Annotated in this window: 10 protein-coding genes; 3 read left to right on the plus strand and 7 right to left on the minus strand. The window is 41.0% G+C overall.

Going from position 1 to position 13,503, the window contains the following annotated elements; all coding sequences use genetic code 11:
* Positions 1-27: 27 nt before the first annotated feature.
* The 4 genes from lysS to J2743_RS01475 all read right to left on the minus strand — a co-directional run bounded on the left by lysS (position 28) and on the right by J2743_RS01475 (position 5,038).
* Complete coding sequence (lysS, locus tag J2743_RS01460) at positions 28-1,602, minus strand: lysine--tRNA ligase (RefSeq protein ID WP_209624674.1); 1,575 nt, start codon at positions 1,600-1,602, stop codon at positions 28-30.
* A gap of 70 nt (positions 1,603-1,672) precedes the next feature.
* Positions 1,673-2,971 carry a phosphomethylpyrimidine synthase gene (gene thiC, locus J2743_RS01465; protein ID WP_209624676.1) on the minus strand — a complete coding sequence of 433 codons (1,299 nt, stop codon included), beginning with the start codon at positions 2,969-2,971 and terminating at the stop codon, positions 1,673-1,675.
* Positions 2,972-3,175: 204 nt separating this feature from the next.
* The gene (locus J2743_RS01470; protein ID WP_209624892.1) at positions 3,176-4,087 is read right to left on the minus strand and encodes a carbohydrate kinase family protein; all 912 of its coding nucleotides are present in this window, start codon (positions 4,085-4,087) and stop codon (positions 3,176-3,178) included.
* A gap of 114 nt (positions 4,088-4,201) precedes the next feature.
* The gene (locus J2743_RS01475) at positions 4,202-5,038 is read right to left on the minus strand and encodes a LysR family transcriptional regulator (RefSeq protein ID WP_342451623.1); all 837 of its coding nucleotides are present in this window, start codon (positions 5,036-5,038) and stop codon (positions 4,202-4,204) included.
* Positions 5,039-5,209: 171 nt separating this feature from the next.
* Between J2743_RS01475 and hxlB the strand changes: the two genes are divergently transcribed.
* Entirely contained in the window at positions 5,210-5,815 is a 606-nt protein-coding gene (gene hxlB / locus J2743_RS01480; protein ID WP_209624678.1) for a 6-phospho-3-hexuloisomerase, read from the plus strand.
* Between the two features lie 175 nt (positions 5,816-5,990).
* Here hxlB and fdhD read toward each other — a convergent pair whose 3' ends face one another.
* Together fdhD and J2743_RS01490 are read right to left on the minus strand one after the other, a co-directional pair.
* Positions 5,991-6,731 (minus strand): formate dehydrogenase accessory sulfurtransferase FdhD, encoded by a 741-nt coding sequence (fdhD, locus tag J2743_RS01485; protein ID WP_209624679.1) that lies wholly within the window; start codon positions 6,729-6,731, stop codon positions 5,991-5,993.
* Between the two features lie 147 nt (positions 6,732-6,878).
* Positions 6,879-7,199, minus strand: coding sequence for a carboxymuconolactone decarboxylase family protein (locus J2743_RS01490; protein ID WP_209624680.1), 321 nt, complete (start codon positions 7,197-7,199; stop codon positions 6,879-6,881).
* Positions 7,200-7,617: 418 nt separating this feature from the next.
* On the opposite strand from J2743_RS01490, the gene nuoF reads away from it, so the two are divergent.
* Entirely contained in the window at positions 7,618-9,489 is a 1,872-nt protein-coding gene (nuoF, locus tag J2743_RS01495; RefSeq protein WP_209624681.1) for an NADH-quinone oxidoreductase subunit NuoF, read from the plus strand.
* 224 nt (positions 9,490-9,713) lie between these two features.
* On the plus strand, positions 9,714-12,392 hold the full coding sequence (gene fdhF / locus J2743_RS01500; protein WP_209624682.1) for a formate dehydrogenase subunit alpha: 2,679 nt from the start codon (positions 9,714-9,716) through the stop codon (positions 12,390-12,392).
* Positions 12,393-12,506: 114 nt separating this feature from the next.
* On the opposite strand, the gene moaA is transcribed toward fdhF, so the two are convergent.
* Positions 12,507-13,439 carry a GTP 3',8-cyclase MoaA gene (moaA, locus tag J2743_RS01505; RefSeq protein ID WP_209624683.1) on the minus strand — a complete coding sequence of 311 codons (933 nt, stop codon included), beginning with the start codon at positions 13,437-13,439 and terminating at the stop codon, positions 12,507-12,509.
* Between the last annotated feature and the right edge of the window lie 64 nt (positions 13,440-13,503).

Here is a 13,503-nt window from a genome sequence, read left to right on the forward strand (position 1 = left end):
TTTGGTTGAGGAGTAAATGCAGTGTTTTTAAGCCTCTCTCCGGAATCTCTTAATCACGAAATCTTTATCCAGAGATAACAGGAACGAAGCTGCTCTAGGGCCCTGTTTTTTGCCAATAATGACTTTGTAGATTGCCTGAAATGCTTTTTGTGGTTTTAATCCCAGTTCTTCCAGTATCAGGTACATCTCATCATGGAGTTCCTGTGAATTGTAATCTGATGTTTCCAGCATATCTGCCACCTTACTCAGGAATAATTCCTGATTTTCGTTTATCTGTACATCTGGCAATGTTCCCTGGACATTAAACTTCACAAATCCAGGAGCGTATGTTTCCAGCCAGTTTTCCACATGAACTAATCGGGAATTCAACCTTTTTTTGGCATCAGAAGGTAGGTTTCTATATTCAGCACCTTCCATATCTGCAGGTAGTTGTGAGTTACGTTTCAGTATACTGAAGATCTTCTCGGGGTCATCGGTTATCTGCCGGGCCACAGTGAGGAAACGGTATGACGCCTGGAAAGGCACAGAATCGGCAGTGTTGATTTGGGATACTTCATAAATTTTTTTGAGTTTCTCCTTTTCCTTCTCTGAGGCAGCTTCCTCAGTATCGTAGAATATCTGTTCCACCCGATCATACTGATCTGTAAAATCAAGGAAAGGCATTCCCGGATCGAAATCTTTATGTTTCAGGGGTTTACTCCTGAATAAAAAGTAATTAAGGGTTTCAGGAGCTCCAATCTCCAGCCACTGGCCAGGAGTGAAGAAAACACCCTTCGATTTACTCATGGCATCACCTTTCAGGGTGATCCACTCATAAGGAACAGGATAAGGAGCCTGGTAATCAAAGATTTCCCGGGATATGACTTTACTCACATCGTAAGATCCGCCACTGGCGGCATGGTCCTTTCCAAAGGGTTCGCATGTCACACCAAAGATTTTCCATCGGGCAGCCCACTCCACACGCCAGGTTAACTTACCTTCGCCGGATTTAATGTCCATTTCGCCCTGGTGACCACACTGGCACTTGTAGAAAACAGTGTCTTTCTGATAATCGTAGGCAGTGGTGGTGTTCACCCGACCACATTCAGTGCAGATGGGATTGTAGGGTAACCAGTCAGCTTTCAGGGGATGTTCCCGGTACTGGTTGAAAATTTCCCTGATCCTGGGAGCTCTTTCCAGTGATTTGCGAATGTAATCATTGTAAACCCCGTCATGGTACATTTTAAACCCGGAATAGGTTTCCAGTTCTATTCCAAAGACAGGTAAAGTTTCCAGGAATGGTTTCTCAAAGTGTTCTACAAAGTTGTCACAGCAACCCTCAGGGCAGGGAATCTGGGAGTAAGGAACACCTAAATATTTTTCATAAGATTCAGGAAGAGGATAAGGCACTTTCCGTAGGGGATCGTGGTCATCAGCAATCCAAATGGTCTTGGCATCTTCACCAAGTTTTTTCAATGACTTTCCAACGGCGTTGGCTATGAAAACGTCACAAGAATTTCCAATGTGTATGGAACCAGAGATGGAAGTTCCACTGGCAACCACATGTTTGTCCACTTCCCAATTAGTTAAATCAGATGCAATTCGTTCAGTCCAATGTTTCAATCAATTCACCTTCTATCAAAAATAAAATTGAGGATTATTAATAAAAGAAATAAAAATGGGGGGATGAATCTTATTCGAATACTTCAGTAGGCGCTTCATCCAGCCATTCGTTCACAATTTTAATGGCACAGTAACTTCCGCACATGGTGCAGGTGTCAGGGTCTTCTGGTGGTCGGTTGTCCCTGATGGCACGGGCGTCAGCTGGGCATATGGAAGCGTTGTACTGAGCTTCCCAGTTGAGTTTTTTACGGGCATTGGCCATCACCAAGTCTTTTTCACCGTTGTGTATACCTTTAGCCATATCGCCAACATAAGCTCCGATACGGCTGGATATGACTCCCATTTTCACATCTTCTGGTCCTGGGAGTGCCAAATGTTCTGCAGGGGTAACATAACAGATGAAGTCTGCTCCAGCAGCAGCGGATTGGGATGCACCAATGGATGAGACAATATGATCATAAGCAGGTGCAATGTCAGTTACAATTGGACCTAACATGTAGAACGGAGCTCCACGGCAGAGTTTTTTCTGAATGGTTACGTTGGCCTGGATTTCATTTAAGGGTATGTGGCCAGGTCCTTCTGTTATGGTTTGCACACCAGCTTCTCGGGCCCGATCAATCAATTCACCTAGAATAATGAGTTCCTGCACTCCAGCACGGTCGGTGGCGTCGGCAATGGCTCCTGCCCTCATGGCGTTGGCCATGGACATCACGAAATCATATTCCTTGGCAATCTCCAGGATATAATCGTAATTCTTGTATAAGGGGTTTTCAGTTTCGTTTTCCACCATCCATGCAGATACTAAAGCCCCTCCACGGCTCACCAGTCCACCTTCCCTTCCCTGTCTTTTCAGACGTTTTAGGGTTTCCATGTTAACACTGCAGTGGATGGCCATGAAGTCAATACCGTCTTTGGCCTGCTTTTCTATGGCCTTGAACATGACATCTTCGTCCATGTAAATGGCAGCACCCTTCTTGCGGATGGTTTCGAAGGCAGCCTGGTATACAGGCACACTTCCCACTGGGATGTCTGATATTTTCAGAATTCTTCTCCTGATTTCATCCAGGTCTCCACCCACAGAAAGTTCCATCAATGTATCAGCATTATTGGCCATGGCAACCCTGGCCTTTTCTTCTTCCATATCAAAGTCGCATATATCTGTGGAAGTTCCGATAGTGGCGTTGACTTTTGTCCTGAGTCCGGACCCAATACCAACGGCTTTTACTTCCCTTCCAGTGTTACTGGGAATGGCAATGGTACCCTGGGCTACAGATTTTCGGATGAATTCAACGTCAACATTTTCCGCTTCAGCAACGGATTTCATTTCATCGGTTATAATCCCTTTTCTTGCATCGTCCATTTGTGTCATAGAATCACCGTGTAATCTTCAACTTGTAAAAATAATTAGCTTGGATTTTTTAAATTGTATCTGTCCATTACTACTTGATTTATGTTAATCTTAATTTGTTTTTATATTCCCCATAAAAATAGATATGGTTTTAGTCCCATGAGATCTTTCCCATGGAGATCATATTTCATTTTTAAAAAGAATGATAAAAAGTAATCAAATTTTTTATTTATTATTACTCATTCGCTGGTGAACCATTTCAAGACTGGGAACGTTGGTCTGACATCCTTCTGCTTCTACCACAAATGAAGAAACAGCAGAAGCCAGTTTTCCACAATATTCCAATGATTCTCCTCCAAGGTAAGTTTTAAGGAACCCTGCACGGTATGAATCGCCTGCACCGGTAGGATCAACAGTTTCACGTTCCAGAGCATCTACATTAATGGTTTTTCCGGAATATATTGTGCTCCCTTCCTTTCCCCTGGTTTTAACCACAATGGATGGGCCAAAATTCCTTAATTCATCTACATTCATCTTCATGGTTTTCAGAATGCGTTCTATCTCATGATGGTTCCCAAACAGAATATCTGAAATTTTCAGAACCTCAAGCAGATCATTTGGGGAGTACATGTGAAGATCCTGCCCTGGATCGAAGGATATAATTTTACCTTCCTTTCTGGCAAATTTACCACATTTCCAGTTAAAGGATGGGTCACCAGTGGCCAGATGAACTGCTTGTACATTTTTTATGGCATCATAGGGGACTTCGGATTCTTTAAATCGGGTAGCAGCCCCCCAGTAAAAATAAAAGATCTGATCATGGTTATTATCAGTCAATACGAATGCAGTAGGTGTTTTATCTTCTTTGACCACTATCATGTCCTGAATGTCAATTTTCTTATTTTCCAAATCTTTTTGGTAGTCAGATCCAGGAAAATCCCCTCCAACTGCCGATACTAGGGATGATTTAAGACCTAATGATGATGCAACCACTGCGACATTAGCTGCAGCTCCCCCATGGAAAGTTCGCATATTTTTAATAGCAGTGGAAGAATTGGGCAGGGGAAACTCGTTAACCTGGATTATGTAATCCAGTGCTGTGTGTCCAATAGTTAATAAATCTCTTTTTTCCCTCAGAACAATCACCTCCAATATTTCTATTTTAAGATTATTTAAAATTAACGGATTTATATGAATTAATAAGGTTATTGGGCATCGAATCCATTTTTATCCAATTGTCCAAGGTTTAAATTATTCAATTCTTTCAAAACCCAATTGTTCGATTATTTTTTGCCCTCTTCCAATGATAAATTCTAAAAAATCCTCCATTTGGGGGTTAGAGTTCCATATAATCATGTTAATTATGTGCATGGTATCTTCAGCAAGTAAATTGGAACCAGAAACAATTCCTGATATGAAACTACTGTTAAGGAAGGTAAACAAATCATCATTACTTTTAACCCTTTTCAGGGCATTTTGGGGTGAATGGGACACTTCAACAATTTCATAATCAATTCTTAACCGGTCTAAAGTGTTCCAAGCCAACCTTTGAGCTGAATGGGGGATTTCAATGAATTCTTTCCCAGCTAATTCTTGCACAGTCTCAGGTTGTTCTTGTGCACCAGATACCAGTACCAGGTGATCCCGGGCTATTGGTGTAAAATCCAGATCATGCATGAATGCATGCACAGGATCATCAAGAAGTAAAACATCGACCAGGCCTTTTTCAGCCATTTTAAGGGCATTCAAATCATCTGTACTAATAATCACAGTTTTTAAACCATAATGATATGATAAAACATCTAGCAGGCCAGATGATATGGGTCCACCACAGATCACAGGAATAGTTTCTTCCTGCAGCCTCTTTTGATATTGATGATATTTATCAAGGATTGAAATTGCCTGGCGGGTGAGTCCAGAACCTGATCCAGTGGTGTAAACTAATTTAAATCCTAATTTATGTTCAGCATCGTGAATCCGCCTGTTTAAAACAGCATGGGATATTCCAAGGCTCTTAGCAGCTTCTCTTTGCGACCATGTTTGGGAAATTGTTTCCAAAGCATCAAAAAGTCGGTATGTAAACTTCACACCATTTATTTCCAGGTTTAACGTTGGATTAAACTCCATATGACTCGATTTAGATTTTTAAATTTCTTAATACTATTAATTATTGGTTTGATTATTCAAGTTTCCAGTTGATACTCGGATTGAGTATGGAGATTATATATATCAAACCAGATAGATATACACCACGAAATAATGCTGATTACGGTGAAACAATTGATTTTAAACCAAGCTATAGAAGAAATAATTGATAATGTATGCTCTGTTTCAGAAGAACTCGACCCAAAGAACATTGATGACATGAATAAAATGTTAAAATCGTCTAAACACGTTTTCGTCATGGGATTAGGACGTTCTGGCCTGGTGGCCAGGGCGTTTGCAATGCGTCTCATGCACCTGGGAATAAGTGTGTATGTGGTGGGTGAGACAACCACTCCTGCTTTAAGTCCGGAGGATTGTCTTTTAGCAATTTCTGGTTCAGGTGAAACCTTCAGTATTATCAGTGCAGCTAAAATAGCCCAGAAAAGAAGAACCAAAATTATTGCAGTGACTTCCTATGTAGACTCTACTCTGGGGAAAATGGCAGATCTGGTGGTGCACATTAAGGGACGTACTAAGATCGATTCAGAAAAAAATTACATCACTCGACAGATAAACGGCAAACATCAGTCTTTATCTCCATTAGGGACTTTATTCGAGGTCACCACCCTCATATTCCTTGACAGCTTAATTGCCCAGTTAATGGTTGAAATGGGAAAAACAGAAGAGGATATGAAGGCAAGACACACAGTAATTGAGTAAATAATCAAATAATCACGTTTATGGATTATTTTTTTTTTAATTCTATTTTTTTATCTTTTGATATTTAGTAACTGGGTAAACTAATACCAAGTAACTGGGTAAACTAATACCAAGTAACTGGGTAAACTAATACCAAGTAACTGGGTAAACTAATACCAAGTAACTAATTAAACTCTTAAATGATTATCCTGTGTGGATGGGTGTAAATATTGAATCTACCGTTTCTCAGAAAGCCTACCAGGGTAATTCCTGCTACATCACCAATTTTCAACCCTTCAACTGTAGGGGCGGCCTTGGTTACCATGATGGGTATACCTACATTGGCTAGTTTAACCACGCGATCTGGTGGGATCCTACCACTACAAACCAGGAAACATACAGAAAAGTCTAAATCTTTCCTTAAACCAGCACCAATTACTTTATCCACAGCAACATGTCTGCTTACATCTTCCCTGACAATGAAATGGTTTTTATCCACCAGGGCAGCTACATGAGTGCCTCCGGTTTTGGACCATACTTCTGCCTTTTCAATCAGATGATCATATGCCTGGAGAATCTTCTCACTTTCAACCTTGAGTTCAGATTTTATCGGGGTTAAGATTTGGTCTCTATGGAACCAGCCATCATAACAGGCCAGATCATCTTTTTTGATATTATCATAATTTTTTAGGAGAACCTGAATGGATTCTGGTCCAATTTCAATGTTTTTGACATCATCTTGGGATTTTATGTACCGTTCATCCAGCAAATAACCTAAAGTGAAATCTTCAAGGTCATCCGGGCTCAGATAAAATTTGCCAAGTTTTTCACCGTTAACCATCAGTTCCATTTTCATATCCAGGGCCACCAGATCTTCCAACTTGCGAGCCTGGTGGTTGACCTTGATAATCATGGTTTTCTTAAACATTTTACCCATTTGAATACCTCGTAACATCTTATATCATTAATGATACTCTGATCCCAAGATATCTATGATGCTTAATCTGCTTACGATAATATAATCTGAAATATCTAGATCATAAAAAAAACCGCACATTCAAGAAGTCGGTTTCAAATTAATTCTTTAATCCCTCTCGGCTACAATGTCATTTATCCAGGATATGGCTGCTGCTATGTTGGGAAAACCGATGGTGCTGGTGAGCAAGAGCACGGTTTGATAAACTTCTTCTTCAGATGCTCCATTTTGAAAAGCCCTTCTTGCGTGGCTGTGAACACCTCCTTCAGATCTGATGGCGGCTGATGCGGCCAATTGTATGAGTTGGGTGGTTTTTTCATCAAGAGGCCCTGAATTTCGAACAGCTTCACCTAAATTACTCAGTGCGTCACTATATTCTGGAAATTTCTCTTTTATACTCATGTAATGTTTGGGCATTTTTTTGGACATATCCAACCTCCTAAACTTAATCCTGATACACCAGTATATAAGTTGAAGCAGATATATTTTACCATATTTGCTAACTTAAAACCTAAAATCATAGTAGATAACTTTAAAATACATTTTATAAAGGTTGATGAACTAACAGGCCAAGCAACGCTGTTATTCTTCTTATTAATATTCCTTTATATTATAAAATGATAAATAATTAGAGAAGGTAAGTATCAGATTAAATTATCACAAGTTCTATTTCAATAACAAGTTCGTTTCAATATATTAAAGTTGGATCTTGAAAGATCTATAAAAATGATAACAGTATTATTGGTGGCGGCCATTGGCTTTTTTAAGTAATAAGTGGCCTGAACTGGCAATGATTTGATAAACCATCATTATAATGAATTTAACTGTAAATAGGAGTAAATAACATATGGATTTCGATAAACAGGTTCAAATAGCCGAAAAAGAATTGAAAGGACTTTATGAGAGTGAAAAACCCGTAGTACTGGTTGGTTCGGCTACTTGTGGTAATTCAGCCGGAGCTGAAGAAATAAGGTCTGTAATTCAAGAAGAATGCATAAAAAATGATATTGACTGCAAAATAGTTCAAGTGGGTTGTATAGGGCTCTGCTATGCAGAACCAATCATCACCATCATCAAACCAGACAATCCTCAGATTTTTTATGGAAATCTCACCCCTAAAATTGCAAGGGAACTGGTGAACGCATACATTGATGGAGATGATCCACTGGCAAAATATGCACTGGGTACTACTGGTGAAGGTAAACTAGAGAATATCCCACACCTGTTTGATCTTCCTGTTTTAAAACCACAGGTCAGGCGAATACTCCGTAACTGTGGGTTGATTGACCCCTACAATATTAATCATTACTTGGCTAAAGGAGGATACAGTGGATTGAACGAAGCCCTCCAAATGGAACCAGAAGAAATAATTGAAAAAGTTAAAAAATCAGGGTTGAGGGGAAGAGGAGGAGCAGGTTTTCCCACTGGGATGAAATGGGAGTTATGCCGAAATGAAGAATCACAAACCAAATACCTCATTTGCAACGCTGACGAAGGAGATCCAGGAGCATTTATGAACCGTTCCCTCCTGGAAAGCGATCCCCACTCAATATTAGAAGGAATAATTATTGCTGCTTACGCTATCGGGGTTCATGAGGGTTACATATATTGTAGAGCAGAATATCCCCTGGCATTGAAAACATTGAAACATGCCATCTCCCAGATGATGGAACACGGGCTTCTCGGGGAGAACATTCTTGATTCTGGATTTGATTTTAACTTGAAAATAAAAGAAGGGGCAGGAGCATTTGTTTGTGGGGAAGAAACAGCTTTAATTGCATCTATAGAGGGCAAAAGAGGCACTCCACGTACTCGGCCGCCATTCCCAACCACCTCTGGTTTATGGGGTAAACCCACCGTAATCAACAATGTGGAGACCATGGCTGGGGTGGCCCTGATCATGCAGAAGGGCCCGGGAAAATTCAGTGAAGTTGGATCAGAAGACAGCAAAGGTACAAAAACCTTCGCCCTGGTGGGTGATGTTCACCACACTGGATTAATAGAAGTTCCACTGGGAACAACTCTCAGAGAAGTCATATTCGATATTGGTGGTGGAGTTACTGGTGGTAAAAAGTTTAAAGCAGTTCAGGTGGGAGGACCCTCTGGAGGATGTATTCCCAAAGATTTCGTGGACACTCGTATAGATTACAGTTCATTAAACGTGGCAGGGGCCATAATGGGTTCTGGTGGAATGGTCATTATGGATGAAGATTCCTGCATGGTGGACGTTGCCCAATATTTCCTGAAATTCACCCAGAACGAATCATGCGGTAAATGTGTTCCCTGCAGACTGGGAACCAAACAGATGTTAGACATATTAACAGACATAACTGAGGGAAAAGGCCGATCGGACGATCTGGATCTTCTAAAAGATCTGGCTGAAGCAATTAAGGCAGCTTCACTGTGTGGTCTTGGTCAGGGGGCTCCTAATCCAGTACTGACTACTTTAAGATATTTTATGCCGGAATATGAGGCTCATATTAACGACAAGATCTGTCCAGCCAGACACTGCAAAGAACTAATTTCCTACGTTATAATGCCTGAAAAATGCACTGGATGTCGATTATGTTACAAATCATGCCCTGCAGAGGCTATAACTGGAGAAAAAAAAGAGCCACATGTGATAAATCAGGAAAAATGCATCAAATGTGGTACCTGTATGGAATTATGCCAGGGGAAATACGATTCAATTAAACGTGTATCCCCGCCCATAATATGAATTGTTTAATCCTGTAACAAACCAGTTAAATTAGTTTAATTCGGTAAAAAAAATCGAGTTAATCAGGTAATAACCAATTAAATTGTGTGATACAATATAAAAAAAGAATTTGCCCTTAAATGTAGATTAAAATAAAATAAGCGAATTTGCATTGAATATAGATTTGAATATAGATTATATGAATATAGATTATAGATATTAACAATGATTTAGAGGTCGTTTTTATGGATGAAATAAAATTCACCATGGATGGGTTACAATTAAAAGCCCAGAAGGGAGATACCATTCTCCAGGCTGCTACTCGAAACGGTATTTACATCCCCCATCTATGTTACCACCCTGATCTGGAGCCCATGGGTGCTTGCAGGTTATGTTTAGTTGAAAATGCCGAAGGACGTCTGGTCACATCCTGTGAAACACAGGTGGAGGAGGGAATGGAAATATCCACCACCAGTAAACGGGTTGAAAATTCCAGGCAGATGGTGGCACGGCTTTTAATTGCCAACCATGAAGTGGAATGTTTAACCTGTGCCCAGAACAACCAGTGTAAATTACAAGAAATAGCATCTTTTTTTGGGATTGAACTTGATGATATCAGTGATCTGAGGCCATCACTCCTGGAAATTCCTCCTGATGAATCAAACCCATTTTTTACACGGGATTTGAAAAAATGTGTCCTCTGTGGGATATGTGTCCGAACCTGCCGGGATCGCCTGGGGGTTAGTGCCATAGACTTCGGTTTCCGAGGATACGAAACCAGAATAACCACCCCCATGGACAGACCAATCCTGGAATCAAGCTGTGTCTCCTGCGGAGAATGCGTGGAAGCCTGCCCAGTGGGGGCCCTGGTTCCCAAAGAAACCTTGAAACCAACCAGAGAAGTTAAAACCACCTGCACCTACTGTGCGGTGGGGTGTGGCTTATATTTGGGTGTGAGGGGAGAAAAAATCGTAAGTGTCAGAGGAGACAGAGACCATCCCTTAAGCCAGGGAAACCTATGTGTAAAGGGCAGATATGGATTCAAATTCATTAACCATCCAGACAGACTGATTAAACCCCTTATAAAAAAGGAGGGACAGTTCGTGGAATGTGAATGGGACGAAGCAATGGAATTTGCAGCCCAAAAACTTTCCCAGTATAAAGATGATTCATTTGCAGCCATATCATCAGCTCGATGCACCAACGAGGATAACTACGTTTTACAAAAGTTCACCAGACTGGCCATGGGCACCAACAACGTTGACAACTCGGCCCGTTCATGTCACGCCCCATCCGTAGCAGGATTGGCCCGGAGTCTTGGAAGCGGAGCCATGAGCAACTCTTTAACCGAAATACCCAACGCTAAATGCCTTTTTTTCATAGGAACCAATCCTACGGACAGTTACCCCGTTTTGAGCATGAGAATAATGGATGCAGTTAGAAATGGGGCTAAAATCATCATAGCTGATCCTCGAAACATAGATCTGTCTCGCCATGCAGACATAACCATTCAACACAATCCTGGAACAGATGTAGCTCTTATAATGGGTATGATACGGGTTATTATAGATGAAAAACTCCTGGATGATGAATTTATTCAGGAAAGGTGTGAGGATTTTGATGCTCTATCCGAATCTCTGGAAGAATTCGACCTGGAAACTGTGGAAGAAATAACCGGGGTCAAACCTGATAAGATCGAGGAAGCAGCACGTTTGTACGCTACCACAGAACCTGCCGCTATATTTTATTCTCTGGGAATAACTGAACATTCTCATGGGACGGATAATGTGTTTGCCCTTTCAAACCTGGCTTTGGTAACTGGTAACTTTGGTAAACCCTACTCTGGGGTTAATCCCATCAGGGGACAGAACAATGTTCAGGGGTCATGTGATATGGGATGTTTACCTGATTCATATCCTGGTTACCAGAAAGTGGAGAATCCTGATGTTCAGGAAAAATTTGAAAAAGCATGGAACTCCAAACTCAGTCCCAAAACTGGGTTGAAGATGCCAGAAATGATGGAAGCCGCCAGAGATGGTCAAGTGAAGGCTATGTATATTATGGGTGAGAACCCGGTTTTATCGGAACCAGACTGCTCCAACATCTGCCATGCTCTGGAAGCAACTGATTTTTTAATTGTACAGGATCTGTTCATGACTGAAACAGCACTTAAGGCGGATTTGATCTTGCCAGGAGCTTCTTATGCAGAAAAAGATGGTACTTTTGCCAATGCTGACCGGAGAGTGCAGCGGGTGCGGCAGTCCATAAGGCCTGTGGGTGATTCCAAGCCAGACTGGCAGATAATCTCAAAACTGGCTCAGAAAATGGGAGTAGATGGCTTTGATTATGCAAGTTCAGAGGATGTTGCCGCTGAAATTGCAAGTCTTGCTCCGATATATGGGGGAATGTACTACTCCTGCCTGGAAGAAGACAGCAAACAATGGCCCTGTTACCATGAAAAACATGAAGGAACACCCGTCCTCTATGAAAAAGAGTTTTCCACTGAAAACGGAAAAGCAAAATTCATCCCACTTACTTACCGGCCACCAGCGGAATTACCTGATGAAGAATATCCTTTGGTTCTTACTACAGGTCGCAGAATCTTCCATTATCACACCAGCACCATGACCGGTGCCACAGAAGGATTGAAGGAACTTTATGATCACGATCCTGTGGAGATGAGCCCTGAAGATGCCAAAAGAATTGGTTTAACAGATGGGGACTGGGTGTGGGTGATATCTCGCCGGGGGAAAATAAAATCTCAAGTGGAAGTAACGGAAAGATCACCGGCAGGTCTGGTGTTCATGGCATTCCACTCACGGGAAACAAAAACCAATCTGATAACCAGCCCAGCCTGCGATCCAGTTACTAAAACTCCTGAATTCAAGTACTGTGCAGTTAAAATTGAGAAATGCAAGGAATGAGTAGAATCAGACATGAATTGGATATCAGACATGATTGGATGTACTATCCTGCATGAATTGGATACAACATCCTTTTTTTAAACATTTTTTTAAAGTTAAAGGCTAATTAAAAAATTAACAGCCACCATAGTAAGGTTCTCTGTTGTTAATTGCTTCTATGAATAGGTTTTCCATAGTTTCATCAGAAGCCCCCTTCCTCATGGGTTCAATCAGATCTACCAGGTTGTCATTTCTAAGTAAACAGGGTTTAAGCTTCCCATCAGGGGTTATCCTGAGTCTGGTGCAGTTTTTGCAGAATTCGGTGTTGTCCATGGGTCTGACCACTTCTATTTCTCCCCCTTCAAGGAAGTATTTCTTCCTATCCTGCATGAAGGGGCGGGTTTTGATGTCAGTGGCTTTTTTGTTAAGCTCCTCTTCTATGATACCAATGTCGTAGTAATAATCATCGAAGAAATCAGAATCAGGACAACTTTCAGCTTTTAGAAGTTCGATGATCTGTAGAATAGCTCCGTTCTTTTTGCAGAACTGGAACATATCCCATATTTCATCATGGTTCAGTCCCTTCATAACCACCATGTTCACCTTAACTGGATACAGTCCAACCTCTACAGCCTTCTTGATCCCATTTTTCACTGAGTCAATGTAGTTACTTTTGGTTATGAAACGGTAAGTCTGGGGGTTCAGAGTGTCAAAACTCACATTAACCCTATTTAACCCTACATTTTTAAGTGAAAGTGCATATTTCTCCAGTAATATGCCGTTAGTGGTTAGAGAAACATCTTGAAATCCCAGAGAGGATATTTTACTTACAATATCAACAATGTCATCTCTTATGAGGGGTTCCCCTCCTGATAATCGGATTTTTCTTATTCCAATGTTTTTGGATATTATGGAAATTCTTTCTATTTCCTGGGGAGTCATCTCATATTCCTGGGGGATAATACCATCATGGTGGCAGTAAAAGCAGCGGATGTTACAACGGTTGGTTATAGATATGCGCAGGGAAATAATGGGCCTTTGGAAATTGTCAGTCTTAAAATTATTCATAGCAGGTCAACCATTTAGTCTAATTATAATTCAAATCGTGAATATTCAGAATATGAAAGTTTAA

The sequence above is a fragment of the Methanobacterium petrolearium genome, assembly GCF_017873625.1.
GTDB classification, from domain to species: Archaea; Methanobacteriota; Methanobacteria; order Methanobacteriales; family Methanobacteriaceae; genus Methanobacterium; species Methanobacterium petrolearium.

Coding starts and splice junctions, on each gene's coding strand:
- thiC (WP_209624676.1), bottom strand. CDS start 2,971: ATGACACAAATGGACGATGCAAGAAAAGGGATTATAACCGATGAAATG.
- hxlB (WP_209624678.1), top strand. CDS start 5,210: ATGCTGATTACGGTGAAACAATTGATTTTAAACCAAGCTATAGAAGAA.
- fdhD (WP_209624679.1), bottom strand. CDS start 6,731: ATGGGTAAAATGTTTAAGAAAACCATGATTATCAAGGTCAACCACCAG.
- J2743_RS01490 (WP_209624680.1), bottom strand. CDS start 7,199: ATGTCCAAAAAAATGCCCAAACATTACATGAGTATAAAAGAGAAATTT.
- nuoF (WP_209624681.1), top strand. CDS start 7,618: ATGGATTTCGATAAACAGGTTCAAATAGCCGAAAAAGAATTGAAAGGA.
- fdhF (WP_209624682.1), top strand. CDS start 9,714: ATGGATGAAATAAAATTCACCATGGATGGGTTACAATTAAAAGCCCAG.
- moaA (WP_209624683.1), bottom strand. CDS start 13,439: ATGAATAATTTTAAGACTGACAATTTCCAAAGGCCCATTATTTCCCTG.